Below are 26,147 nucleotides of genomic sequence, written 5' to 3'. Positions count from 1 at the left end.
CCCCCGTAAATAGAGGGCATTAATATGACAACAAAATACATTAAAAAATCAGCCTTACCCGACGCACTTTTTTCCCGTGTAGCTAAACTGGCTTTTCCAGTTGCTATTCAAAGTGCATTGGTTGCGATTCTAGCACTTGCCGATGTCTTGATGGTGAGTGACTTTGGTCAGTCTGCAACAGCCGCAGTAGGTATTGCTTCAAAGTGGCACTTTGTTGCTATCATGATCATGGCTGGCCTTGCATCGGCAAATGGTGTGCTTGTCTCGCAATATTGGGGCAATAAAGACAAAGTTCACGCAAAAACCGTGACTTTACAGGCAATGAAATTCGGTGCCATTATCATGGTGCCAGTGACCTTTGTCATCACGTTTTTCGCACCGCAAATTATGCAGCTGCAAACTCATGATTTTCAGGTGATCGAACAAGGCGCGCAATACCTTTGGTACAGTTTTCCGGTATTAATTTTAACGCATGTGATCATTACCACTGAATCAAGCCTGCGTTCTAGTGGTGATGCACTATTACCTCTAATACTTGGTGCTATAACGATTGCATTAAATATCGCGTTAAACTTCCTATTCATTAAAGGTGGTTGGGGTATTCCTGCAATGGGTGTAGCGGGAGCTGCGTTTGCAACAACAATTGCTCGATTTGCACAGGTCATGATGATGTGGGCGGTAATGGCATACCGCCATCACTGGCTATTAACAAGCCGTGCAATTCCGAACCACCAAACCCTATGGATGACCTATCGTAAATTGGCGATCCCTCATTCATTAAATGCACTTCTGTGGGCACTAGGTACCCTTACTTACCAAATTGTTTTTGGTCGTTTAGGCACAACCGAACTCGCTGTATTTAGTATGATCGGTCCCTTCGAGTCACTACTCTATTCAGTATTTATGGGTATTTCCGTTGCATGCTCTGTTCTTGTTGGGCAATCGCTAGGTCGTAACGAATTTGATGCAGCACAAGCCATGACGGCATTCTTTATTAAATTTGTCCTGATTATTGGTATTGGTATTGGTATTTTTCTTTATATTAATAGCGAATTTGTCATTCGTTGGCTTAACCTAGATAGTGATGAATTGCTGCCCTACGCACAACCTGCAATGATTGTGATAAGTATTGGTGTTACCTTACGCATGCTAAATATGATTATTATTAACGGTATTCTGCGCTCGGGGGGAGAAAACATGTTCTGCCTACGAATGGACTTTATTGCAATGTGGTTAATTGGTATTCCAGTAACCACTTATGGTGCTTTTCTTGGTGAGTGGAGTTTTGGCTGGGTTTATGCCGCAATGCTAGTAGAAGAAGTAGTGAAACTATCTCTTTGCTTTAATCGCTACTTGAAACGACGTTGGATGAATAATTTAACGGTTCAAGCACAACCTGCAATTTAGAAATAAAAAACGGGCTATGTAAACTGGATACATAGCCCGCTAAATGGTTAAGCGATATTTTATTAAAATTTAACTAGATCTAATTACGCCGCAGCTCGACCAACAACTAATGAAAACAGGAAAATAGTCATAACTGCTGCCAGTAACTTAAGCTCTCGTTTTTTCATGTGCGACTCCTTCATCTTTCGTAAGAATTAAACTGCGTACTGCCATAATAAAGAACCCTGTTAGCACTAGGTTCAATGCTAAAGACAACATACTGATTGTGACAATTGGTCCACCGAAGCCGTAACCGATGCTGATCATCAATACACCTGCACCAACCTCACCTCGTGGCCACATACCAATAGAAAGTGCTAGACGCTCTTTTATAGTGGCTTCTTTGCGGTAACAAAATAGTGGGAACATTTTACCGAGGTTCGACACAATCGAAATCATCATTACGTGGAAAGCAATCTCTCCCATCCCCATTGCTGGCATTGATGTTGTAATACTATCGGAATTAGTGACTTCAGCTGCGCCAATAATTTGTGGCAGGCTTAAACCTACAAGCACCATAAATGCACTTGCAACGACAACAGAAACTTTCTGGTCTTCTTTCGTTTCGTGCTGAGATTTCATCATGCAGCCTAAAACAAAAGCAGGTAGCAATACTTCAAAATGAATATCAGTCGAAATGTAGAAAATTTCACATAAGCCAGCAATAAACACGGAGTAACCTACAACAGCCTTCGCTGATGAGGGTATATCCCACTTATGAAGATATTTATAACCCAAGGCTAAAATCACCAGCATAGCAAGTAACGTCAAGCCTAAAGCTGGGCGCCAGCCGACAACCAAGATTGTTAATGGAATCATTAGCAATACGGTATCTAGGTCATCAAATATTGCTAGTACACGGGCTTTTTTAAACATCCACGTTGCACCTAAACCTGCAGCAGCAAGCATTGCGAACAATACTCCAGCAGATGTAGGGGCTGCAAAACGACCAATAACTAATGTTTCGGTCCATGCATCAGCATTAAACCAAAGATCGCTTGGCATAAGCACGAAAATAAAATAGGCAACAACAGCGATCCACGGAAATGTTGCTGTTGTCATTGCAACGACATAATCCCAGCCATATTGCTTAAGGTTGTTCTTATCAATTTCAAACTCTCTACCTACATTAATCATAATATAAGCAAGTGCCGACATAGTGATAACCATTAAGAATGGTTGTATTGATGCGTACCCTTCGATGAACGTTGGTAGTAATTGGGATAAAACAAGTCCCACCAGCAACAATACAGAATAAAGAACTATCTGCTTCATTCCGACACCTCTAAAACTAAATACATAATTTACCTCTACGTTAAAACTGACATTTATATGTTTTTTATTGTTAGAGGAAATATATTCATAAATTTAATGTTTGTATTTAAGTAACGGTATGCAATCGTATCTTTGTGTAATGAAAATATCTTTTATGTATTTAAGTTAGATAAAGATTTAGCGAGTGTTTCCATTGGTCACACAATGCAACATATGTTACCAACATGTTAGCTCTGGAGGCTTGAGATAGGACTTTTTAAGCGAAGATTAAATTTTACGAGTGAATAATAACCTTAGCTCGGTTTTCTTTTCAAGACTTTTCTGTCTAACCGATAAAACAATACCAATTCAATGTGTAATGTTAAGACCACAAACAAACAAGAACACAAAATTGCAACATTAGATTGCATTTATGCGCGGGTTACTACGTGCCTCTTATATGCACTTTAATGCTATACAAACATAAAAAATCGATATTTGAAATATGTGTTACAGGAGCTTAACGTTGACACATTCTAAGTTTGTCTTGTTTCTTATCTCATACACATCCCCTTCCTTTACACTACAATTACCATGAAGAATCGATAGACTGCTGTGGTGATGCCACTAAGGCTAACTTATGTTTGATTGGCTAAAAAATATCTTCGCACCAAACCAAGATGTGTCAGATAACATCATCGACAAACAAGCTGAAGATTCAGTTGATGAAGAACTCGATACAAATTTCGCTAAAGGCTCCCCTAGCGATGACGAAGAGGGAGAATAACTTATCTTTATAATGCGCATACCCGATGGCAGGATGCCATCGGGTGGTACATGTTGAAACTACGAAATTTTTGAAGATTAGGGATTTTTTGAAGATTAGGTATAATCGCCCCTACATTTCCCTCTTGTAAAAACCAACAATGGCAAAATCAAAACCCGTTGTCAGCATTGAAACCTATGGGATTCATACAACTTGGGATGCTGAATCTAAACATTTACCCAAAGTTAAAACCTTCACGACTGATGTGCCGGCTGAAATCGATATTGAGTTTGGTTTCACTATCAATATAAAAAAAGCCCGTGGAGAGAAAATCCGCTATTGCATCTACCATCCAGGCATTACCGATGATGATGGTGAAGAGTTAGAACCATTTGATGGTGAACTCCACGTTCGTACCAATGATTGGGACTTCTATTTAGGTGATACAATATGGGAACCAATTTCAAATAAAATTGGGCCATGGCGTATGACAATTGAGATGCATAATAAAGTCATTGCAGAAAAAACGTTCAACCTCTACGCAAGAGATGAAGGTGAGTTTTGGAAACGTCGCGGCTTCTAAGAAATAGATAAGGTAATAAAATAAACATGCAAACTAATGCCGACACCGTCATTGTACTCGATTTCGAAACAACCGGCTTATCACCAAACATGGGTGACAGAGCCATTGAAATTGGTGCAGTGAAACTGGAAAGCGGGATTGTCGTCGACCACTTTCAAAAACTAATGAACCCTGGGTTCAGGGTCAGCAGCTTTATTGAAGGCTATACAGGCATCACAAACAGCATGCTAACCACTGCTGCACCTTGTGATGAAGTGATGGATGAATTCGCAGATTTCATTCAAGGTTATAATCTTGTGGCTCACAACGCTTCATTTGATCAACGCTTTTTAGATGCTGAACTTACACAGATCAACCGTCAATATGACGGTCAGTTTACTTGCTCAATGCTGATTGCACGTCGCTTATTTCAAGATGCGCCAAACCACAAATTGGGCACACTCGTTCATACACTTAATATTGATAACGATGGTGTATTTCACCGCGCATTAGCCGATTCTGAGATGACTGCAAAACTCTGGCTTGAAATTCTTCATACAGTGCAGTCAAATTACAAGCTACGTCAACTAACGTTTTCTAACATGCAAAAGTTAGCAAAGACAGCTAAAGCGTCTGTCCCTAGCTACCTTAATAAGCTAGCGTTAAGCGTATAATGACATCAACTCAGGTTAACTACGGTTAACCTGAGATACACTAGGCTAAGGCCTTACCCTACACTTTAAATTGCTGAGTGAACCATTTCGCTATATCTTTAATTTGTTCCAAACACACTTGGTGTTCCATTGGGTATTCTCGCCATGACGCCACTAAGCCTAATTGTTGCAGTGATTTCATGGCACTTTTCCCCATCGTAGGTACAACAACAGGATCAAAGGAGCCATGCATTACATTAATCGGTAGATTTTTATTTGCTTCAGCGATAGCGATAATATCTGCTGTGGGAAAATACGTCGATAACGCCAGCAAACCACCTAATTGCTGCGGGTAACTTAACGCTGCATGATAAGCAACCGCTCCTCCTTGAGAGAAACCAGCTACAATCACCCGCTCGCTGGCAATACCATTAGCAATTTCTCGGTCTATTAATTGGGTTACTTGTTCTGCAGAGGTTTTTAGCTGCTCAATATTCAACTTTCTTCCTGCGCCCATCTCTAAAATATCGTACCAAGCTGGCATAACCATGCCGCCATTAACCGTTACAGGCATTGACGGTGAATGTGGAAAAATGAACCTTATCGGCGCATCAGCAGACAAATGAAGCTCAGGTAAAATCGACTCAAAGTCGTGTCCATTAGAACCTAACCCATGCAACCAGATAACCGATGCAGTTGCCTTAACTTCAGGCTCAACGATTACTGCAGATAAATACGTCATTATTACTTACTACCCTCTATTAATTTGTACATGCTGATATAGCAACCCCCGCTATAATTCTCACATACTATTCCATCAACGAAAAAACCGCTGCAATCATTTGTTATACATGATGCAGCGGCCTTTTTCTGTTAAGTAATAGTCGTTTAGATTACTCTGGCACGACCCTTGCTGTTTTACCGTCAACGTTTACCCTTACACGCTGACCGACTTGAAAAATAACGCTCGGGTTAACTTCTTGAACAATCGCAATTGTTTCTCCGGTATCGTCCATTTTAATGGTTAAGTTCACGCCATTTCGCCGAGTTACCCCCTCAGCAGCTTTACTCCCTGCGTACCCACCAAGTACACCACCACCAATGGCCGCAATATCGGAACCAGAGCCACCACCAACTTTCGAGCCTAAGATCCCACCGACAGCCGCACCAGCGAGTGCACCGACAACTTGTCCTTCACCTTCAATCGAAACAGGCTCGGTCTTCATCACTGTTCCGTATCGAACTTGCTGTATTGTCCGTGTATTAGCAACACCATAAGAGTCACCATAAGGATTACTTGAACAACCGTATACTCCAAGAGTACTTAAGAAGAAAACGATAAGATACAAACCTCTCACAACAACACCTACCTATAGCATCCCACACAATTGCCATAAGTATAGCAACAGGCCTCTAAGTTAAAGGTTTACCCCTTGCCCCATCAAACTTGGAAGTGTTAATGAAAAACCACAACGTACATACCCTGAAATTTACATTGCTTTTTTTTGCCAAAACGCTATTTTATGACAGCTTTTATTCGTTACTAACATAGCCATTACCGTGTTGAGATTAAAAAATAAACCATACCCACTCCAGCAGCATTTGATCTTATTGCTAAGTGTCTGTTTTATTTTCCTAACAACCTCTCTTTGCCATTTTTTTGCATCTGGTTATGAGCAACATTCGACTTACCATTTTTCACTGGCGACTGACTCTTCAGAATCAAGACGTGAAAGTGAAGAATACGACTATGCAACATCAGCACAATCTCACTCTGATGCACATCATCAACTAGTCCTTATTTCACCACCATCGGCGCCCAGCCTTCGTTTTATCGATGAGTCAGAGACTAATCCCGCAAAAGCGCCTTTCTATAGAGCTCAATCAGTCACAAAAAATTGGCGTAAAGAAGCCCAAAAAGCAGTTGCCATTCCAGCAACGCAATATCGTTCTTACGCCTCAAATGCGCACCGACTTGGCGGCTGGAAAGAGTCAAATGTTCATTACAAAATTTTATCGATAAGTTCGCTTCCATCATAAGTTAAGAACAAACAAGGCTTAGCTATATAGCCAAAGAACGCAGAACACTTGTTCATGCGGCGTTATTACTTTTGATGAAGATATTATGTTTCAATATAGACCCAGAGTTGATCTACCTTTATTCCTTGCTATTACTTCGCTTATTTTACTCGGTTCACTCACCGTGTGGAGCGCCAGCGGTTTCAGTGAACCCATGTTAGAACGTCATATAATCCGTGCTGTGATCGCATTAAGCGCGATTATCGTGATGTCATCGATCCCACCAATAAAGTACCAACTCATTTCTCCCTACCTTTATGGCCTAGCAATTGTGTTATTGCTCGGTGTTATTATCATGGGTGATAGTACAAATGGGTCACAACGTTGGCTTGTTATAGGTCCAATTCGCTTTCAACCTTCAGAACTAGTTAAGGTTGCGATCCCAATGATGGTGGCTTGGCTCTTAGTAGTTGAAGCTGGCAGACCAAACATGAAAAAGATTGGTGGATGTCTCGCCGTTACTGGTATCCCTGCGGGCTTGATCTTCATCCAACCAGATTTAGACGGTGCAATATTCACCCTAATTTACGCCCTCTTTGTGCTGTATTTTGCAGGAATGAGTTGGAAGATTATCGGTTCATTCTTAGGGGGGATAGCCATAACAGCACCGCTACTTTGGTACTTTGTTATGGAAGCCTACCAAAAGAAACGGGTTAGCCAATTTCTTGATCCTGAATCCGATCCGCTTGGTGCTGGCTATCAAATAATCCAATCGTTAATTGCAATTGGATCTGGGGGCATTAAAGGTAAAGGCTGGACGAATGCGACACAGGGTCACTTAGGGTTTATTCCTGAAAGCCACACTGATTTCATTTTCTCTACGTTTGCCGAAGAATGGGGTTTTCTCGGTAGTGTGTTATTGCTTGGCCTATATCTATTTATTACCGCAAGGGTTATTTGGCTAGCAAGCCAGTGCGAATCTCCTTTTAATCGTTTAGTCAGTGGTGCGCTGGCACTAAGTTTCTTCTTATATGCCTTCATTAACATGGGTATGGTCAGTGGCGTATTACCTGTTATGGGTAGCCCATTACCGTTTTTCAGCTATGGTGGTACCGCAATGATCACGCAAGGCGTGTGCTTTGGCATTATTATGTCACTCTGTTTATACAAACCGTATAAAGCCAAATAACCGTAGTTTCGTTCAAACGATAAAAGTCATATGCACCAAAGTGTCAACGTCTCGACTGAAGGCGTTTTGGTGCTATGGTTTTTATCTTCTTAGCTTTGGTGACTAAATATATTGAGAATTTTGTTCTCCTACTCCACACTTTGCTCAACAATTATTACTCTCTGGTGCTAGTATTCGTCTGCGGTTTTCTTTAGCTCAAACGATACGATTTAATTATGCACATAACCTCACATGACATTTACCATTCCGAAAATATTCTAGATTACCTCAAAGAAAACCAGTCACTGCTGTCCTTAAAACCCATCAAGATAGATAAAGGACAAGCAATCATGACTCAGGGGCAACATAGCGACACCGTCTTTTTTATTGTTAAAGGGACAATCTCGCTTAGTCGTCAAACAAGCCATGGTCGTCGCTATCAAATTGGCACCTATGCACACAATGGCTTTCTTGGATTAATGGAGCTGTTTTCTGAAAAAAGTGGTTTCTACAGTGTCTATGCAGAAACGACTTGTGATGCCTACCTTATTGATGGGAAAGCATTTACTCAGCAAATTTACCAGACGCCCAAATTGGCTGAATACATTTTCAAACACATTACAACCAAATGGTATCTGTCTGTTGAGCGTATGRCTCGCAGCATACTTCATAGCATTAAATATTGTGTGATTGATGATCTACTTCGTTTTGATAGCGACAACCCCAACACAAAATACATCATTAATAAAAGCCTAGAGTGCGAACGCCTTGGAACAACAGTCCGTGTCTACAATCGTATCTTGAAGCAATTACAAGATGCGGGGGCAATTAACGTTGAGAGACGGTATATAAGCGTTATTAATCGTCAGGTTCTTGAACACGAGTTTGAGGTTGAGCTCGACAAGTAGCAGCGTAGCGATATCGAGTGTTTTTCTCTCAAGAAAGAATAGAATCTACAAGTTGCAGACACAGTACCCTGTCTTCTTCTAATGTTCGGCCACTCACACCGATTCCACCTATTAATTGTTTATTATCAAACAAGGGCTGCCCCCCAGGTAATGAGGTGAATTTCACATCTAAAAAGTCAGCTAATGATAACTGCTCATCGATTAATCTTTGTTTGAATGCTGTCGTCGATACTCGCATCCTTGCCGCCGTGTACGCTTTACCAATGGCAATATTAATCAGTCGTTCAGGAGCACCATCCATCCGATGCAGGTAGATCAACTCTCCTACACTGTCTACAGCAGCAAAACAGACGGGTACACCCCCGTCTCGGTGTATATTTTCTGCCAACGCGAGACAAACTTTTGCAACACTCCCTGAGTTAACTTTCTCTGGGTTAATAAACATCAAACTTTCCTTATTCTGTACTGATTTAAAAGAGTTGATTTCCCTTTCCATTGGCTCTACGCGCTATTGATGATTTACCCTCTAAAAAATAAATCATCAAAGCCATTTAACACCTATAAAAGTCATCAATGAAGGTAAATTAAAACCAAAACAATGATATTTCAGGGATATTAGTAATCAACAGTAGCACTGAAATCATAACCAATAGATAAATCCAGATAGACTTAGCCAACCCACTAATACTCACATTAGCAATACCACTCGCGACAAATAAATTAACACCTACTGGTGGTGTAACAAAACCAATGGCTAAATTCATTACCATCATCACCCCAAAATGAACAGGATCAACCCCGACCGCTAATACCAACGGTAATAGTATCGGAGTCAGAATAACAATCGCAGCCAATGCTTCCATAAAAATACCAATCCATAACAGGAAAACATTTATCATCAAAAGAATAACAAGTTTATTAGATGTCAGTGCGAGTATGGATTCAGCTATATATTCAGGTATCTGCTCTATCGTCATGATATTACCGAAAATAGTCGCCATTGCCATTAGCATAATAATGACAGAGGAAATACCTGCAGCATCTTGCGTTGATGACCAGAGACTTTTAAATGTCAGCTCTTTATGAATACATAGTCCAACAAACAGCCCATATAATGCTGCTACGCTAGCCGATTCGGTCGGCGTCATAATACCGCCATAAATACCACCTAGCACAATCACTGGTACCATCAAAGCCCATTTTGCTTGCCAAGCTGCACTCATCACTGTTTTCAACGAACGCTCTCTGACTTCACCATACCAGCCGTTCTTCTTCGAAATTAGGTAGGCCACTACCATAAGGGCAACCCCCATAATTAAACCGGGAATAATACCAGCAATAAACAATTTACCGATCGACACCTGAGCTGAGACCCCATAAACAACAAAAGGGTTACTCGGTGGGATAATCACCCCAATAGCCCCAGCACAAGCCACGACAGTAGCGGCAAAATATTTATCGTACCCCCGGGCGATCATGGCGGGTATGGTAATTGTTCCAATAGCCGCTACCGTCGCAGGCCCCGAACCACTTATCGAAGCAAAGAATATACATGTCATAATGCTCGCAAGTGCCATCCCCCCCGGCAAGGCGCCAACTATCTCATCACCCAAATTCAGTAGCCGTTTGGATAGACCGCCAGCCCCCATAAACATGCCGGCAGCAATAAAGAAAGGAATCGCCATAATCGGGAAGGAATCAATGGATGAAAATGCGATTTGTGCCAAATAATCGACAGGTAACGTGCCGGCACCCAACACGGTTGCTAATCCAGCTAAGCCGAGTGAAAAAGCAATAGGTACCCCTAACAGTAAAAAAAGAGTGAAATAGCCAAATAATAACAATGAAGCATTCCAATCCTCAGACACGATTACGGGCACAAATAAGAGTAATGACAGCGCGATCCCGATAGCAATATCACTGGCTGCCATATTTCGACATTGTATCCATAATGTCTGCAAGGTACGTATAGACATCAAACCAAACCCAATAGGCAATATAAGGTAAGGGATGTAATAACCTATTTGTAACGCTGGGGTGATCTGAGGCATTACAAATTGCATATTTACATACCCTAACCCCATGTAAGCAAAGAGTAAAACTAACACCAGGGTACAACTATCAATCATCACCCAAACAATATTTTGGAGCCGCTCTGGAAGGCGGTTATGCAGCACATCGACTCGAATTCCTTTACGTGTCAGGATCGATATTGAAACGGCAAGGTATGAAATCCAAATGAAAATATAGCGGGCCAGTTCTTCAGTCCAAATTCCCCAGCCAACAGCTCCTTTAATGGTGGCGCGAAAAGCCTCAACATCTAACAATCCACCAAAAAAATGCTCAAACCAAGGCGTTGCACTTAACTCTACTGCTGTGGAGATACCATATCTGAAAAATGTTTGATAATTAATAATCGCAATCATCAATATCAAACCGACAAAAAGGAAAGGCTTCTCTATATTATTTAAGATATTTGATACTTTATCTTTAAAACTATCCTGATGTTCATATTGCTTAATCATTTCCATAACGCTGCTCCAATGCAACATCTAGAGTAATTTCACGGGAGTATGACTCCCGAAATTATCGCTCTAAAATAAAAAGCGATAACAACTCAACTATTCCTTAATAGAGGTATGTTTTACTTCTGAGTTTCTTGCACCAAATTAATCAAGTCTTTGGGTAAATTTGCTGCAAATTTATCAAATACGGGTTTAGTTAATTCACGAAGCTCAGCCCTTTCTTGCTCAGTAACCTGATGAATAGTAACTCCGGCATCGAGCATGCCTTGTAAAGCCGTTTTCTCATTCTTCGGGTAGGCTATTGTGCGTTGATAAGTCACCGCCTCTTGTGAAGCTTCTTCAATGAGTTCCTTCGCTTCATCTGGCAATCCATCCCACCATTGTTTATTTGCCATTGCTACCTGCATGCCATAATTATGGGCAGATGTCATCGCATACTTCAGGTTTTCATGGTGCTTAGCCCCGAACATATGTGGGAACGTATTCCCCTCAGCATCAATCGTTCCCTGTTGCAAAGCGGTATAGACTTCCCCCCAAGCGATCGGTGCAGGGTTAGCTCCTAGGGCTTTCGCTACTGCGACTTCTACTGGTGAGTCAGTGGTTCGCATCTTCAACCCTGATAAAGAGCTAGGACCAGCTAACGGTTTGCTTGTCGTAACAAAATTACGATAACCATATTCCGCATACATAATTGGCTGTAGCGCAATATCATTGGAAACTTTCTCAAAATACAAATTTAGAGGGCCACCTTTGTCCAATGATTTATACAGTTTCTCTTGATGCTCAGGACTGGTAATATATGGCAAATCAAACACTTGAAAGCTAGACGAAAAGCCCGCCAAATTTGGTGTAGAGCTAACACCTATTTCTAAAGTCCCTCTCTGAGCTCCTTCCACTAATACCCGATCACTACCAAGTACGGCTCCTGGAAACAGCTGGACCTTGATTCTACCATTTGATTTTTCTTTAACTAAATCAGCAAATTTTTTATATGCCATCGTTATATGATTACCCGGGGGAGCGGTATGAGCCAATTTCATTTTTATTTTAGGGCCTGAGTAATCAGCCATTGCCGTAGAGCTAATCGACATCGTCATCACAGCCAAAGACAGGGTATACAGAGCAGTTTTCATCGGTGACACTCCTTTACGTTAACCAAAAAGCAACATTGAGATCAAAATTGCAACACTAGAAATATATGACTTAAAAACAATTACTGTCAAACATAAATATCAATAAATGAAACCTTACGTATCATTTATTGATAATTTAGTGCATCTAATGCCCCTACTATCATGACAATCATTTACTAAATCACTTATACCCGCGATCATTGAAAGTGATGGGCAAGTTCACGACTATATAAAACCTGTCATTCATGCGAACAGCGATTTAATAAAAATAAGCAATTGATATATAATCATTAATTGCGAATTCTTACGCCATACTCAACACCTTGAGCTAAATATTTCGTAATAAATTCCAAATTACACTGTACAAAAAACAACCAGATGTTATTATTCGTCTCGCTCTGTTGTTCAGAGGTTATTGAATGCAACATCAAGTACAAGTTAAACCTTCAGCTACATCTACGTTATCGTTTTGTACCAGAGAGTTTCCCTTATATTTATCGTAACATTAAATAATTCAACCACTTAGCACATCGCATTTTGGCGATTTATTTATTAACATATTCTATAAGGGGCAATTTATGTCTAATTCAAGCACTGGTATCGTAAAATGGTTCAACGAAGAGAAAGGTTTCGGTTTTATCACTCAAGATAACGGCGGCGCTGACGTATTCGTACACTTCCGTGCTATCGCTTCTGAGGGTTTCAAAACTCTTGCTGAAGGCCAAAAAGTTTCTTTCGAAGTTGAACAAGGCCAAAAAGGTCTTCAAGCAGCTAACGTAGTTGCTTTATAAGTCTCAAACTTAATTTCGAAAATGCTGGCTTAGGCCGGCATTTTTTATACCTGAAATTTGCCATTTCTAACCGTTTGACCAAACATAGCCCCGATGATGCTCTTTACCTGCATTGAAAACCACTAATCACGTTACTAGCCTCATCTCGTTTACTTACGAGGTCATTTCGTATTATTGTTGGTCTAAGAAATTCAGTTAAAATTTTTGCTTGTCACGCATAATTTTCTGAAGGTAGATTGAAAGAAAAACATCAGGAATATTGAAGTAGTTAGTTGATAAGGTAGGATTAACAGCAACGTTATTGACTAAAAAAGCGCAAGCCAGTAATGTCGACCGACTTGCACTCTTCATTAAAATTTTCCACTTACGTTAAACAATTAATTCCAGCGCTCGTGCTTAATAATATCTTCTGTTGTGAAATTAGGGTAAGCCTGCTCCCACATTTTCAAGCCATTATGCTCATCACTTGAGTACTGCTCGAAAAACGCATCCATATCGCTGATCATTCGAACACGTAGTTCTTCACGTGGTGGTTCAGAAATAAAGCGCTCACCCATCGGGTTACTTAAATCATACCAATGATCTTCTGGTTGTTTGCCACTCGCATCTTGCGGGTAATAACGAATCAGTTTCCAGTGACCATTGGTGATCATGCGTGAATTACCACGCTCTGCAAATTGATACTCACGCCAATCGCGAACTCGCTCACCTTTTAGCATCGGAATCAGTGTTTGGCCTGGTCCATAGCTGCCATCATACTGCTTGTCGGTTGTTGCCATATCTAAAATTGTGGCGTGTAAGTCAATCAAATCAACAAACTCTCCACGTACTTGTTTTGGACGAACAAGGTGATCGGGGCCGGACACAACAAACGGAATACGTATTGTTTCTTCATAATAGTTATACGGGAAAGAAGCATTTACTTTACCGTATAAGCCATATTGACCCATCAGCAAGCCGTGATCCGATACAAAAGCAATCACTGTGTTATCTAATAAGTCACGACCTTCTAAGCCATCTATTAGTTTACCAAGCTGATCATCAAGTAAAGTAACTGCCGCTAAATATTGTGCCAATGTTTCTTCATGGTTATCCGGTGTGAGCGTATAATCACTCATATGTTCAAGTACAGAGTTACCACCAAACGCCACAACTTTATGTGCAACATCACGGTACTTAGTAACAAGACGCTCAGGTAAACCTTCAAAAGGGAAATGTGGTTCTACATAGTTCAAGCTAATGAAGAATGGCTGCTCACTGTCCTGATCAACAAATTTTAATGTTTCATCAGTTAAGAACTGAGCTTGAATGCCCGTATATTCTACGTTTTCACCATCGTCTGAAAACAATACTGTACCAGAGTGTAGATACTGGTTTTTCCAACCTGCGGCTAAAGCATCATAGCTTAACCAACGGTCAAAACCTCTGATTGGGTCTTTACTGTCGGTAGTCGCATGCCATTTACCTAACAATGCAGTACGGTAGCCTTCATCTTTCATTCGCTCAGAGAGTAGCTTTTCGCCATAGAGCCAACCTGCATCAAACTTAGGGTCTTCTGCTAAGAAATCATAAACACCATGCTGAGATGGCATTTTACCGGTATGAAATGATGCACGAGCAGCAGAACTTACAGGTGCTGGCGTCATACCATTTTCAAAGCGCACGCCGTTTTCGGCTAAATAATCAAGGTTTGGTGTTTCAATAATGTCTTTGTTACGAAAGCTTGTTGCCCATTGGCCAAGGTCATCAGCCATGATCACAATAATATTTGGCTGAACATGTTCTACTTTTTCATCAGCATATACAGTTTGCGAACACGCCAAAGCAGCTAAAGCACAACCTTTAGCGACAGCACTCAATTTAAACATGATCGTTTTTCTCCATGTAGATAAAGGGGGAAAGCCCCCCATTTTTACTTTCAGGGTGGAATTAACGGTGTTGCGATTCTTTCTTTTTAATAATGTCCATAATGGCTGAAGGTGGATAACCGTGTAGATGCAGCTTTTTCATTAATTCCATATAAGGCGCAGAATAAGAAAAGAAGGTTTTGTATCCCTGACATAAATAATTTTGTTCTGGTTTACCTGCAGATGAAAGTGAAAATCGGTGTTTGGGACAGCCACCATTACACAATGATTTGTATTCACATTGTTGGCAGTCATTTGATAATGACGTCATTTTAGATTGGCCAAACTGTGCATTTTCAGCACTCATATTCATCGACTTTATTGAGCTCTGATGAATATTACCCAATTTATACTCTGGATAAACATAGTGATCACAGCTATAAATATCCCCATTAGCTTCCAAAGCAAATGCGCTTCCACATGTTGGTGCAAAAACACAGATCTGAGCGGGTTGATCACAGGTTAAGGCAAACGTATTTTCAAACATTTGTACCCATACTTGGCCAATATCGTTCCGAACCCATTCATGAAAAATCGCGGCTAAAAAGTCACCAAATGCTTTCGAACCCACAGACCATTCACACAAATTAGCGATTTCTTTGCGCTCTGGATTTAATAGTGTAAGGCCGTCTTGCGTGCCTTCAACCGCTCTTCGCTCGACTAACGGAATAAATTGCATATGCTGGCTGCCAAGGTTTTTCAGGTATTGATAGACCTCTAAAGCAGCATTGACGTTAGCTTGGCTTACAACCGTCAGAGTATTAAATTCTATTTTGAACTTCTTAAGTAATGTAATGGCGGCAATAACTTTACTATGAGTAGGCTTGCCTGATCGTGTTACGCGGTAAGTGTMATGTAAAAGTGCAGGACCATCGATTGATACACCAATAAGAAACTGGTGCTCTTTAAAGAAAGCGCACCACTCTTCATTTAATAACAAACCATTCGTTTGGAATGTATTAATTATTTTTTTATCGCCTTTAAAACGAACTTGTAATTCTACAGCGTGTTTAAAGAAAGCTAGACCTCGTAATGTCGGCTCACCCCCCTGCCAAGCAAACACAACCTCATTATCACGTTGAGCTTGGATATGTTGTTGGACATATTGCTCAAGAGTCTCGTCGTCCATCATCCAGTCTTTAGAGCGATCGGGGTAAAGTTTTTCTTTCTCAAGATAAAAACAGTATGTGCAATCAATGTTGCATTTAGAGCCTGTTGGCTTAGCCATTACATGGCAACCGGATGGGTTAAACGTTTGCGTCGACATTACCAATAACCTGCTGTTTACATGACGCTCGCCATTATTCATAAGGTCACGTGGCTAAAATAGGACATTTGTCCTAAAACACACATTCATGTCATTTATGCCATTCAGATCAAATTTTGTAATTTAGATGGTTTTACCTCAGTAATTGCATAATTGCTTTGCCATACTTACTTCTCTCAAGACTGTTTTTTATCACTCAAGGAAGAATAAATGAAAGACGAAACACTCTCTATTCACTTTGGCTATGAGACTGATCCAACAACAAAATCCGTTGCTACCCCCATCTATCAAACTGTCGCCTATGAGTTTGATGATGCCCAACATGGTGCCGATTTATTTAACCTTGCGGTACCGGGCAATATTTATACACGTATAATGAACCCAACCAATGATGTATTAGAAAAACGTATGGCTGCACTAGAGGGAGGTATCGCTGGTTTAGTCGTCAGTGCCGGTAGTGCTGCAATAAACTACGCTATCATGACCTTGGCAGAAGCTGGTGACAACATTGTATCGACCCCTCAGCTCTATGGAGGAACATACACCTTATTTGCGCATATGCTACCTAAGCAAGGAATCGATGTACGCTTTGCCAGTGATGATAAACCAGAAAGCCTTGCTGCTTTAATCGATGAAAATACAAAAGCAGTTTACTGTGAATCTATTGGTAACCCTGCTGGTAACATTGTTGATATTGCCCGTATTGCAGATCTTGCCCACCAGCAAGGAGTACCTGTGATTGTCGACAACACAGTGGCAACACCTGCGTTATGTAAGCCTATCGCTCATGGTGCTGATATTGTTGTGCATTCCCTAACAAAATATGTTGGTGGGCATGGTACAACGCTTGGGGGCGTTATTGTTGATTCTGGTAAATTTCCGTGGGCACAATATAAAGAGCGCTTCCCTGTATTTAGCCAGCCTGAACCGTCATACCATGGTGTGGTGTATACCGAAGCATTTGCTGAAGCTGCATTTATAGGCAGAGCACGCACAGTACCCCTTCGAAATACTGGTGCAGCTCTTTCCCCAATGAATGCCTTTATGTTGCTACAAGGCTTAGAAACACTGCCTTTAAGAATGGAAAGGCATACCGAGAATGCCTTAAAAGTTGCAGAATACTTAAAAGCACACGATAAAGTTAGCTGGGTAAGTTATGCTGGTTTATCAGATTCACCGTATTACCCGCTCGCTGAAAAGTACATGGCCGGTAAGCCTTCTGGAATCTTGTCGTTTGGCTTAAAAGATGGCTATGAGGCTGGTGTTCGGTTTTATGATAGCCTCAATATATTCAAACGGTTAGTTAATATCGGTGATGCTAAATCCTTAGCTTGCCACCCTGCATCAACAACTCACCGCCAACTGAGTGAACCAGAGCAGAAACGGGCTGGTGTCAGCCCTGAGATGATTCGCCTCTCGGTCGGTATCGAACATATTGACGATATTATTGAAGACTTAGAACAAGCGCTCAATGCATAATTAAGGCGACGATGCTATTCCACTATCGCGCTGTCATTAGGCAGCACGATAATGCATAACGCGTTTACTCCCCTTCCGGGCTACCTATGATCTTCTTAATAGCGCTTTTTTACCTTACGAATTTTGCTTCATAGACTCGTATTCAGCATGTTTTTTTACATAGCTCAAAGCACCATACTTTATTTCGTTACGGATTTTTAACGTATAATAATAGATACCATCATATTTAATGAGAAACCCCTTATAAAAATATAAATCACACGCAGAGCCTATGCTTACAAGCTCAGTATCTGCAACAAATGTTTTCCCTGAATGCGCTTTAAGAAATATTTCAAGCTTGCAACGTGAATGCGCTATCTGGCTATTTCTATAATTGCCTAGCTTTTTATTAGCAAGATCATAAAAGTCACTCTTGGTAAGCTTCTTTTTACCTGTATTTATCAATACCTGACTCACTCTTACTATAAACACCAGCTCAGAACATGTCGTACTACACGTTGTATACTAAATGTATGACAATTTTTATTTTACAACGTTTCCACACACAAGTGTCCAATTTACAATGCATAACTTGATGTAATGCCCAAAAAAGCCAGCAAGAGGAGATGGTTAGCACATTCAAGCTCGTAACGTGAGGAAAAAACAGCCGCTTGATTTCAAATGTTGGTACCACTCCAATGTGCTTTCCATCCTTAGTGCTTGTATGCTTTGAGTATCATTATTTTGGAGTAGCTATATTTTGCAGCACATATCCGCGCCAACAGAAAAAACAGCATCAAATCAATATATAAAAATAGCCACATTCAATTTATGTAATTTTATTGAGCCGCCAGATGCCTTCTATGATTTTGAAAATATCTACACCAACGATCAATGGCAAAAAAAGAAAGCATGGATTGTAGATTACCTAGCCCAGCACCAACCCGATGTAATTGGCTTTCAAGAGGTTTTTAGCCCTGATGCGCTTAAAAACCTCCTTCAAGAGGCTGGCTATCCTTATTTCAGTACCGTAGACAAGCCACAAAAAGTTGATGACTATGTCTATCAAAGCCCTGTTGTCGCTATTGCTTCAAAGTTTCCAATTCAGTCTGCTGCTAGTGTGTCTATTGATGATTTAGCTGAGACTTCTAACGCAGCTCAAAAAAGCGTAACTCAAGAAAGATTCGATTTTAGCCGCCGACCACTTCGAGCCACGATCCAAATACCTCACATTGGTTTATGTGATTGTTATGTTGTGCATTTCAAATCTAAACGACCAATGGTAGAACCGACATTAAGCAACAATCAGTCAGATCCCATTGCGAAATCTAGGCAAGCCCATGCTCTTGATCTTCTGTCACAAGAATTACTGGGGGGATGGGCATCATCTTGTCAACGTGGAACAGAAGCTGCCCTACTATTGCAAGCAATGATCAATAGAAAGGCTGAACTAGGCTACCCTGCCATCCTTATGGGCGACTTTAATGATGATCTACACACAGGCGTGCTCTCACACCTATTAACTGGCTCAACACGACAATTATCACCACAAGAGAACGAGGCATTACTTGGCCCCTATCGCTTTAATGATAGCTGGTCGCTTTTACAGCGTAATTTAAATCATAATGAACCGTTTCCTTCTGCACCGTATACTTTTTACTATGGTGCAAAAGGACAAGTACTCGATTATATTTTGCTATCACGTGAATTTGACGCGACTTACCATGAAAGCCTCGCAGAAGTTTATGACTACCAGTTACATGACAAACATTTAGTTAACCCAAGCTATAAAGATGATAGTTGTAGTACCGACCACGCAATTGTAATGGTCAGTTTAAAAATACGAGACTGACAATGCAAATATCCATACTGCTTCAAAAAATAATGAACTAATCTTCTTTTTAAATGCATTTAAGTGCTTAATTTAACAAAATTATAAAATAACGATAGCAGTATGTTTTTTTGCTTGGCATAATTAACAATTCAATAGATAAATAACTGATAGCTAAGTATATGACCACTCGCCACCAGCCATTTAAGCAATTAAAACGCACCCTTTTTATTGCTACGATAGGTTTCAGCTCTGTCGTTTCCGCCAATAATTTTCCTTATAGTTATATTGAGGCGCGCGTACCTATCAGTCCTGGTGGGTTAGGTGCTGCTGGTAGCTTACATATTCACCCCAATGCGCATGCAATTGTAGAGTTTGAAAGTAATTTTGATAACGATTGGCGCCTTAAAGGTGGTGTTGGTTTCCATGCGCCTGTTAACCAATTTACGGATGTAACCGGACAAATCAAAATACTATCGGTTAAAAGTGAACATGAAAATCGCTCGATGGGACGGCTCGGCTCAGAGCTTAACATCGGCTTATCTGCTTGGGTGTTACCTCGCATAGAAACGGGTGCAGTCCTCGGGGTCATTCATCTTGATGATGACTTTACTAAATTCAATGTTTACGCACGCTTTCATGCTGGAGAAGCCTTTTCTTTAGGTGCGGAGTGGCGCATAAAGGACATTGAAGATCAAAGTTTGCTGATATCAGCGCGCTATCCTTTTTAGGTATCGTTTTCCCCTTAGGCTTCTGTCTTAAGCCTAAGGCTCTGGGTCATTAAAGAGTACAAGCCAACTCATTCTGCATGTCTGGTTATCCCGTCTATTCTTGTAAGTATCATTTATTACTAACAGCAAGAGACAATATGCCAGAAAGCCAACAATCTTCTTTTTCCCAAAAGTACACCCTTTGCATTGTTGTCTACGAGAACTTCGATCTACTCGAGGTGTCAGCGCCTATTGCCCTTTTTTCCATGTTTCCAGATCGCTTCCGTCTTCTTATTGTGTCTGAGCATGGACGGCCAGTTACCAGTCAACAAGGTGTTAAACTGTCAGTGAGTGATAGCCTTTACACCCTTCAAGACTTTGACATTCTAGTCGTTCCTGGAGGAAATGGGATCGAGAAAGCGGTCGAAAATGAGCATCTTGTTAACTGGATTAAAAGACAGAACAAACCAACACGGTATATTTGTTCAATATGTACTGGTGCAGCTTTACTCGCACAAGCAGGGGTTTTAGAACACCGCTCTGCAACGACGAATAAACAACAATATCGCTGGGTAACAGGATTTGGTCATCATATCGATTGGTTTCCAGTTGCACGATGGGTCAAAGATGGGCATGTGTTCACATCTTCAGGACAAAGCGCAGCAATGGATGTATCACTCGCGTTGATTGCTGAATTAATTAATGAAGAATCAGCAAGAAAAGCCGCAATTAACGCTGAATATATTTGGGTAAATGACCCTAGTGAAGACCCATTCGCGCCTTTGCATATTGTTAATTAACTGCCCTACCGGTTAATAAATACGGCATCTCATCTGAACAGCTACCGCCTAACCAAAATTGAGGTTTCAAACGAGCTTCTGTTTCCTGGTGAGAGTAACCATTAGACACTTTCGCTATAACTCGATTCGCAGTCAAACTAATAACTAAAGTAGACAGCATAATAATGGCATAAGTGGCGATATGATTTTTTTTATGGTGCAATTTATTAAATGGTTTATTATTTCGACACCATATAGACCAATACAGCGCAATGGAAATCACGGCCATAAGTTGACTTAATGGTGAATCTAATACACCTGAAACCAAACTATACCCAAAACCCGCTAACACTGAAATAATTGCAACTCGTTCTGAACGATAACGCGTGGTTAAAGCCGCTTTAAGTGCTATAAAAAGTAACAGTAGATAAGACGTTGAGGCGAAAGCCCCCCAATTAAATAACGTTAGTATAAATGAGTTGTGTGGCCTATCCGCTATATCCGGGGCATTACAAACAAACGCATCGCCACCATACCCCCAAAAAGATGACATTTTCAGGGCATCTATCCACATCGTCAATCGTCCAGAGGAAGAAAGTCTTATTGACTGATCGAAATTATAAAAATCACCAAGAATTAAATATGATGGCAGCTTCGTTAGGAACAATATGTTAATCATGTATCCTAAGATTAAACTCTGCGCTAATATGATTAGAACATTCTTTCTTAGAGGTTTATCTGCAACAGAAAATAGTATTATCGCTGTTACAGCACTAATGAATACCCCTCTACCATCAGTTGCAAAAAACACAGCAAAACTTGCAGAGGTCATACCAAGAAAAAACAACCTTTTCATGCTGTTACCTTTATAAATAACAGCCAAATAAAATACTGGTACGATCAACCAAATTTGAACTTGATTAAGCATTCTTGGATTTACGTAACTTAATACACTGTGAATTGTAGGCTCTTTTCCTATGTACAAGTTTAACCAATGGCCAATCATAACAGATACAAAAAGAAACAAACTTAAAATAATAAAATAATTATAAATACGGACTCTATTGCTAGATGCAGATATTGATAGCAACACACAAAGAAACAATAAACCAATAAAGTAAAAAAAATCAGTTTGAGCTCGAAAAAAATACAATCCAGTAAAATTCGCAATAAGTGCTGATACCAGCATTATAACGAATAAACTTCTTACGGTCGGCTCTATGGTTTGAAGCCTATATCTAAGAGTGATACGTAATGTCGGTAAAGCAATCAATAACAACGACGTTACTATTAACAACCCACACACAAATACTCTCTTAGAGTCATAGATTAGTCTTGTGTCATAGCTTAGTCTGAAAAAATTCAAGCTAAAAAAGGCAACACCCAATAGAGAAATAATAAGAATTAACTTTGAATATTTAAATGAAGATATCATCAAACTCCTCCATGAGTAGTGTTCTCTAATGAAGGATAGATGATATGAAGAGGTTAAACTAATCTTTATCCCACATCACATGACAGTTTTCTTTTTTTGCCGATTCAAGCATTTCGATAAGTGGATAGGCTCGACGGACTAAATTCACAACAGGCTCAACATCTATAGTATTAAGATCATCGATATCTATGTCTTGCTTTGCATTTTGTTCAGCTTTCAATTCAAGCTCTTGAATTTTGCTTAATGCTGCCTTCAATTTGTTAAGCGCACCAGTAACATCATCAGCATCGATTGCGCCCGGAATATTTTCACAATACCCCATCATCTGTAGCATTTGTTTTGCAACATCACCAAACATCATAATATTGCCACTCGCTTTACATTTAAATGTTACTAACATGATTCATCCTTTTCTTCTTATCTCGCTTCGCAAAAATGTACCCTGCCAACATACCAGATATTGCACCAAACAAATGGCTTTCATAACTGACCCATTGATTGACAGGAATGAACCCCCATACCATTGAGCCATAAATGAACATCACTAAAACCGCAATGACAATAGATTTAATACTGCGATACATCACAGCATAAGTCAGTAGGTAAGCCCATATCCCATATATAATACCACTTAAACCAACATGATAATGCGGCCTACCAAACAGCCAAACGCCTATGCCACTGCCTACCCAACAGATCATATAGACAGCAATTAAACGGGATAGGCCTGACCGTGAAGTAAGAAAAGCAAGTACTGAGAAAGAAACAATATTACTGATCAAATGGGCCCATGAGCCATGGATATAGGGATAAGTTACCAAACCAAAAGCATGAGTATACTGGCGTGGAAACAAGCCATAGCGAGACAAAGTGCCTGACATCATCACATTAAAAATATGCACTATAATACACAGCACAACAATGACAGTTAGGAACTTCAAGACATCTTTATCTTTTTGATTCAAAACCCTCTCCCGTGATTAAGCAGTCACTGCGAGTAAATTACCAAAATGACTGGCGGTCTTGATAATCCACTTCTGATTTATTTCTTTGCCGTTTTCCCGCAATAGCAAAATTACGACCAAGTAATAAACGAATTTGGCTGTATGTCTCGTGCGCAAATAAATAGCGTTCAGAGCGGTTCCAGCAACGATTAGTTGTTTTCTTTATAGCAGCTAGCGCATCAGGTGAGCCATTTGACAACTTCTGACAAAATGCTTTCGCGTCTTGCATAGGATTGTGACTGACCTCTGTCACCAATGACAACGTCTTTGCCGCATTTCCTGAAACTATATCACCACTCATGGTTAGCTTTAGCGCTACATCTTTTGATACGACTTCACGCAGCGATAATAACCCTGCCATATCAGGCACAAGCCCCCAACGAATTTCCATAATGGAAAGCTCACAATCTGGTGTCACAAAGCGAAAATCCGCACCGAGCGCAATTTGCATACCACCGCCGTAACATTTACCTTCAATAACCGCAATAACAGGAAAAGGTAGCTCTCGCCAATTCTTAGATACACGCTGCGCTAAGTTAGCATTGCCCGGTAACCACTTTGCTAATAGTGACATTGCTTTCTTCTTCGATGTCACCATGCTTTTAACATCTAATCCGCTGCTAAAGTTGCCCCCTGCACCATTCACAATCACAGCACGTACACCTTTCTGTTGCTTAAGCTGTTTACTCACTACATCAAGTTCTTGAAACAAATCCATATCAAGCGCATTCATTTTCTCGGGCCTGTTTAGTGTAACAGTCACAATACCCGACTCATTTTCTACCTTTAATCTTTTCCATTCCATCTTATCCATCTCACCAATCCTCTGGTCTGTCCAGTATCAACAACTAACGTTAACACAAAAACAACAAAGTCGTAATAGCAAAGAAGTTGCAACAAACAATATTCTTAAACGGTGTAAAACTACTGTTTTTTATAACCAAATGCTTCTGCTGTGAGCTGCCATTCAGAAGATGTCGATGACGAAATAGGTTCTAACGTGTGAATAATCGTTGTTCGATCGCCACCAGTACAAGTGGTACCATTTTGTTCAATTGTCGCACTAAATAGTGGTAATTGATGATTCGTTGAAACGCACCATTCCCCTTTCATCTCTCCACTCTTCTTTTCACAAAGTGTGTCAATAAATTCAAGGTATTCAGCCACAGAGCCTTTTTCTTCATCAATACACCAAAGACGTTCGTAGCTGATATAGCCATCTCGTGGGTGAAATACTTTGCCAGGGATGACAGCTGTTAAATCGAAGATACCGCCACGGGTTGCCTTTACATAAGACTCTGACAAGCTGGAGATATCATTATTGGTATCAGGTGTCGGTTTCGAATATAAGTCACTAATACACGATGAGCTGAGCAGGGCTATTAAAACGACGACTAACCGAGGTTTTCTCATCACATTTACCTTACCGTTTTTACACCAAGATACTTATAAGCATATACCCAAGTCGCTGTTGCTAGGTAACTAGCGATTAATAAATATACTTTTCTTATGGAGACGACATGTAGTGTTTTATTCTGCATTATTTTTTAATACGGTTACATGAACACTGAACTACCCTTTTAACAAACATTAAAGAAAATTTAGCGAGCTATGATAGACAATCACCCTAAACTGCTGATAGCCGATACAACGGATATTTTAGAGGCATTTGTCGAAAATGGGCTACATCGGCACTATTCAATTTATTGTCAGTTCCCTCATTGTGACACCGTCACTGATAAGCTAGCCGTGACTAAGGATACTATCGAGATAGAGTTTAATGATGGGTATATTTTCTCGATTAAGAACTAAAATACGCCAGATTCTTGTTTACTATACTTTCAACGTCAAAGTTGCTTTTAGGGTGCAGTATGAAACGTTGCAAACTCTTTCTTGGAGTACTACTACTGGCGGGTTGCACGTCAGACGTTGCCACAGATTATAACAGTGCTACAAATTATGCAGTATTTAAGACCTACCAGTTTGCCAGCTCAACGAAAGATCATGCGCTTAGCCTTGACGCAGCCCGTGTTGAAGATGCCATTTCTGGTCAGCTTTATGCCAAAGGATTAAAGCCCGTACAAACCGATGCGGATCTAACCGTGCAACACTCCATCCTAGAACAGTCTGACTTTCAATCTTATGGCACCAGTTTTGGGTTTGGTTATGGGTACCGTAATGTTGGGGTTGCTTACAGTGCACCAAGACAATATAAAGAATATCGCTACGGCAAGTTAGTGGTAGAGCTTATAGAGAACGATACTAATCAAATTGTATGGCGCTCGGTCTCACAACGTAAGTTGACCGAAACTATGTCCCCTGATTCACGTAGAAAGTTCATTGATGAACAGATCCGTGAAATGTTTAATCATTATCCGCCACACTAGAACTGCCCAATATTCAATGGCATATTCCTCACCATATATATTTTCCCTCTTCACCAGAACATCATACAGCTTACTATTAATATATATAATAGTAAGCTGTATCCTGTGTAGGTCATTTATAACAGGAGAGCAAATTAAATACTA

Annotated in this window: 29 protein-coding genes; 14 read left to right on the top strand and 15 right to left on the bottom strand. The window is 40.4% G+C overall.

Annotation, left to right across the window (positions count from 1 at the left end; genetic code table 11):
- Positions 1–24 precede the first annotated feature (24 nt).
- Positions 25–1,407 carry an MATE family efflux transporter gene (locus L4D78_RS14725; protein ID WP_428467621.1) on the top strand — a complete coding sequence of 461 codons (1,383 nt, stop codon included), beginning with the start codon at positions 25–27 and terminating at the stop codon, positions 1,405–1,407.
- Positions 1,408–1,554: 147 nt separating this feature from the next.
- On the opposite strand, the gene L4D78_RS14720 is transcribed toward L4D78_RS14725, so the two are convergent.
- Positions 1,555–2,721 carry a sodium:proton antiporter gene (locus tag L4D78_RS14720; protein ID WP_428460648.1) on the bottom strand — a complete coding sequence of 389 codons (1,167 nt, stop codon included), beginning with the start codon at positions 2,719–2,721 and terminating at the stop codon, positions 1,555–1,557.
- A gap of 619 nt (positions 2,722–3,340) precedes the next feature.
- Between L4D78_RS14720 and L4D78_RS14715 the strand changes: the two genes are divergently transcribed.
- The 3 genes from L4D78_RS14715 (at position 3,341) to L4D78_RS14705 (ending at position 4,702) form a co-directional block, all read left to right on the top strand.
- Entirely contained in the window at positions 3,341–3,487 is a 147-nt protein-coding gene (locus L4D78_RS14715; RefSeq protein WP_428467620.1) for a hypothetical protein, read from the top strand.
- Between the two features lie 139 nt (positions 3,488–3,626).
- Positions 3,627–4,049 (top strand): DUF3859 domain-containing protein, encoded by a 423-nt coding sequence (locus L4D78_RS14710; RefSeq protein ID WP_428460646.1) that lies wholly within the window; start codon positions 3,627–3,629, stop codon positions 4,047–4,049.
- Positions 4,050–4,075: 26 nt separating this feature from the next.
- On the top strand, positions 4,076–4,702 hold the full coding sequence (locus L4D78_RS14705) for a 3'-5' exonuclease (protein WP_428467619.1): 627 nt from the start codon (positions 4,076–4,078) through the stop codon (positions 4,700–4,702).
- A gap of 58 nt (positions 4,703–4,760) precedes the next feature.
- Here the strand turns inward: L4D78_RS14705 and L4D78_RS14700 are convergent, their stop codons facing one another.
- Together L4D78_RS14700 and L4D78_RS14695 are read right to left on the bottom strand one after the other, a co-directional pair.
- Positions 4,761–5,423 carry an alpha/beta hydrolase gene (locus L4D78_RS14700; RefSeq protein ID WP_428467618.1) on the bottom strand — a complete coding sequence of 221 codons (663 nt, stop codon included), beginning with the start codon at positions 5,421–5,423 and terminating at the stop codon, positions 4,761–4,763.
- A gap of 151 nt (positions 5,424–5,574) precedes the next feature.
- Complete coding sequence (locus tag L4D78_RS14695) at positions 5,575–6,039, bottom strand: outer membrane lipoprotein (RefSeq protein WP_428460410.1); 465 nt, start codon at positions 6,037–6,039, stop codon at positions 5,575–5,577.
- 202 nt (positions 6,040–6,241) lie between these two features.
- Between L4D78_RS14695 and L4D78_RS14690 the strand changes: the two genes are divergently transcribed.
- The 3 genes from L4D78_RS14690 (at position 6,242) to L4D78_RS14680 (ending at position 8,776) form a co-directional block, all read left to right on the top strand.
- On the top strand, positions 6,242–6,721 hold the full coding sequence (locus L4D78_RS14690) for a hypothetical protein (protein ID WP_428467617.1): 480 nt from the start codon (positions 6,242–6,244) through the stop codon (positions 6,719–6,721).
- Positions 6,722–6,806: 85 nt separating this feature from the next.
- Positions 6,807–7,889 (top strand): rod shape-determining protein RodA, encoded by a 1,083-nt coding sequence (rodA, locus tag L4D78_RS14685; protein WP_428467616.1) that lies wholly within the window; start codon positions 6,807–6,809, stop codon positions 7,887–7,889.
- A 215-nt stretch (positions 7,890–8,104) separates the two neighbouring features.
- Positions 8,105–8,776: a Crp/Fnr family transcriptional regulator gene (locus L4D78_RS14680; protein WP_428467615.1), complete on the top strand. Its 672-nt coding sequence runs from the start codon at positions 8,105–8,107 to the stop codon at positions 8,774–8,776.
- A 28-nt stretch (positions 8,777–8,804) separates the two neighbouring features.
- On the opposite strand, the gene L4D78_RS14675 is transcribed toward L4D78_RS14680, so the two are convergent.
- The 3 genes from L4D78_RS14675 to L4D78_RS14665 all read right to left on the bottom strand — a co-directional run bounded on the left by L4D78_RS14675 (position 8,805) and on the right by L4D78_RS14665 (position 12,434).
- Positions 8,805–9,221 carry a GlcG/HbpS family heme-binding protein gene (locus L4D78_RS14675; RefSeq protein WP_428467614.1) on the bottom strand — a complete coding sequence of 139 codons (417 nt, stop codon included), beginning with the start codon at positions 9,219–9,221 and terminating at the stop codon, positions 8,805–8,807.
- A gap of 139 nt (positions 9,222–9,360) precedes the next feature.
- Positions 9,361–11,307: a TRAP transporter large permease gene (locus tag L4D78_RS14670; protein ID WP_428467613.1), complete on the bottom strand. Its 1,947-nt coding sequence runs from the start codon at positions 11,305–11,307 to the stop codon at positions 9,361–9,363.
- A gap of 113 nt (positions 11,308–11,420) precedes the next feature.
- A complete protein-coding gene (locus L4D78_RS14665) occupies positions 11,421–12,434 on the bottom strand; it encodes a TRAP transporter substrate-binding protein (RefSeq protein WP_428467612.1) in 1,014 nt (337 codons plus the stop codon).
- A 578-nt stretch (positions 12,435–13,012) separates the two neighbouring features.
- Between L4D78_RS14665 and cspE the strand changes: the two genes are divergently transcribed.
- Positions 13,013–13,225, top strand: a complete 213-nt coding sequence (gene cspE / locus L4D78_RS14660) for a transcription antiterminator/RNA stability regulator CspE (protein WP_428460402.1) — start codon at positions 13,013–13,015, stop codon at positions 13,223–13,225.
- 195 nt (positions 13,226–13,420) lie between these two features.
- Here cspE and L4D78_RS14655 read toward each other — a convergent pair whose 3' ends face one another.
- From L4D78_RS14655 to L4D78_RS14645, 3 genes are all read right to left on the bottom strand, one after another.
- The gene (locus tag L4D78_RS14655; protein ID WP_428467611.1) at positions 13,421–13,576 is read right to left on the bottom strand and encodes a hypothetical protein; all 156 of its coding nucleotides are present in this window, start codon (positions 13,574–13,576) and stop codon (positions 13,421–13,423) included.
- Between the two features lie 26 nt (positions 13,577–13,602).
- Complete coding sequence (locus tag L4D78_RS14650) at positions 13,603–15,093, bottom strand: sulfatase family protein (RefSeq protein WP_428467610.1); 1,491 nt, start codon at positions 15,091–15,093, stop codon at positions 13,603–13,605.
- A 61-nt stretch (positions 15,094–15,154) separates the two neighbouring features.
- The gene (locus tag L4D78_RS14645) at positions 15,155–16,399 is read right to left on the bottom strand and encodes an anaerobic sulfatase maturase (RefSeq protein ID WP_428467609.1); all 1,245 of its coding nucleotides are present in this window, start codon (positions 16,397–16,399) and stop codon (positions 15,155–15,157) included.
- Between the two features lie 210 nt (positions 16,400–16,609).
- On the opposite strand from L4D78_RS14645, the gene L4D78_RS14640 reads away from it, so the two are divergent.
- Positions 16,610–17,878 carry an O-acetylhomoserine aminocarboxypropyltransferase/cysteine synthase family protein gene (locus L4D78_RS14640; RefSeq protein WP_428467608.1) on the top strand — a complete coding sequence of 423 codons (1,269 nt, stop codon included), beginning with the start codon at positions 16,610–16,612 and terminating at the stop codon, positions 17,876–17,878.
- Between the two features lie 114 nt (positions 17,879–17,992).
- On the opposite strand, the gene L4D78_RS14635 is transcribed toward L4D78_RS14640, so the two are convergent.
- Positions 17,993–18,334, bottom strand: coding sequence for a hypothetical protein (locus L4D78_RS14635; protein WP_428467607.1), 342 nt, complete (start codon positions 18,332–18,334; stop codon positions 17,993–17,995).
- Positions 18,335–18,617: 283 nt separating this feature from the next.
- Here L4D78_RS14635 and L4D78_RS14630 point away from each other — a divergent pair, with 283 nt between their 5' ends.
- The 3 genes from L4D78_RS14630 to L4D78_RS14620 all read left to right on the top strand — a co-directional run bounded on the left by L4D78_RS14630 (position 18,618) and on the right by L4D78_RS14620 (position 21,198).
- Positions 18,618–19,709 carry an endonuclease/exonuclease/phosphatase family protein gene (locus L4D78_RS14630; protein WP_428467606.1) on the top strand — a complete coding sequence of 364 codons (1,092 nt, stop codon included), beginning with the start codon at positions 18,618–18,620 and terminating at the stop codon, positions 19,707–19,709.
- A gap of 161 nt (positions 19,710–19,870) precedes the next feature.
- Positions 19,871–20,419, top strand: a complete 549-nt coding sequence (locus tag L4D78_RS14625; RefSeq protein ID WP_428467605.1) for a hypothetical protein — start codon at positions 19,871–19,873, stop codon at positions 20,417–20,419.
- A 137-nt stretch (positions 20,420–20,556) separates the two neighbouring features.
- Positions 20,557–21,198, top strand: coding sequence for a DJ-1/PfpI family protein (locus L4D78_RS14620; protein ID WP_428467604.1), 642 nt, complete (start codon positions 20,557–20,559; stop codon positions 21,196–21,198).
- Here L4D78_RS14620 and L4D78_RS14615 read toward each other — a convergent pair.
- The 5 genes from L4D78_RS14615 to L4D78_RS14595 all read right to left on the bottom strand — a co-directional run bounded on the left by L4D78_RS14615 (position 21,191) and on the right by L4D78_RS14595 (position 25,029).
- Positions 21,191–22,612: an O-antigen ligase family protein gene (locus L4D78_RS14615; protein ID WP_428467603.1), complete on the bottom strand. Its 1,422-nt coding sequence runs from the start codon at positions 22,610–22,612 to the stop codon at positions 21,191–21,193. The genes L4D78_RS14620 and L4D78_RS14615 overlap by 8 nt on opposite strands.
- 58 nt (positions 22,613–22,670) lie before the next feature.
- Entirely contained in the window at positions 22,671–23,012 is a 342-nt protein-coding gene (locus L4D78_RS14610; protein WP_428467602.1) for a DUF1840 domain-containing protein, read from the bottom strand.
- Positions 22,996–23,577, bottom strand: a complete 582-nt coding sequence (locus L4D78_RS14605) for a rhomboid family intramembrane serine protease (protein WP_428467601.1) — start codon at positions 23,575–23,577, stop codon at positions 22,996–22,998. Before L4D78_RS14605 ends, L4D78_RS14610 begins: the two co-directional genes overlap by 17 nt.
- Before the next feature lie 37 nt (positions 23,578–23,614).
- Positions 23,615–24,430, bottom strand: coding sequence for a crotonase/enoyl-CoA hydratase family protein (locus L4D78_RS14600; protein WP_428467600.1), 816 nt, complete (start codon positions 24,428–24,430; stop codon positions 23,615–23,617).
- 110 nt (positions 24,431–24,540) lie between these two features.
- Positions 24,541–25,029: a hypothetical protein gene (locus L4D78_RS14595; protein WP_428460390.1), complete on the bottom strand. Its 489-nt coding sequence runs from the start codon at positions 25,027–25,029 to the stop codon at positions 24,541–24,543.
- A 198-nt stretch (positions 25,030–25,227) separates the two neighbouring features.
- Here L4D78_RS14595 and L4D78_RS14590 point away from each other — a divergent pair, with 198 nt between their 5' ends.
- Together L4D78_RS14590 and L4D78_RS14585 are read left to right on the top strand one after the other, a co-directional pair.
- Positions 25,228–25,428 carry a hypothetical protein gene (locus L4D78_RS14590; protein WP_428467599.1) on the top strand — a complete coding sequence of 67 codons (201 nt, stop codon included), beginning with the start codon at positions 25,228–25,230 and terminating at the stop codon, positions 25,426–25,428.
- 59 nt (positions 25,429–25,487) lie between these two features.
- Positions 25,488–26,003 carry a DUF4136 domain-containing protein gene (locus L4D78_RS14585; protein ID WP_428467598.1) on the top strand — a complete coding sequence of 172 codons (516 nt, stop codon included), beginning with the start codon at positions 25,488–25,490 and terminating at the stop codon, positions 26,001–26,003.
- Positions 26,004–26,147 lie beyond the last annotated feature (144 nt).

Source organism: Photobacterium minamisatsumaniensis (assembly GCF_050336695.1).
Taxonomy (GTDB): Bacteria; Pseudomonadota; Gammaproteobacteria; order Enterobacterales; family Vibrionaceae; genus Photobacterium; species Photobacterium minamisatsumaniensis.
Note: the sequence above shows the minus strand (reverse complement) of the source record. Positions and strands in the feature narration are given on the sequence as shown.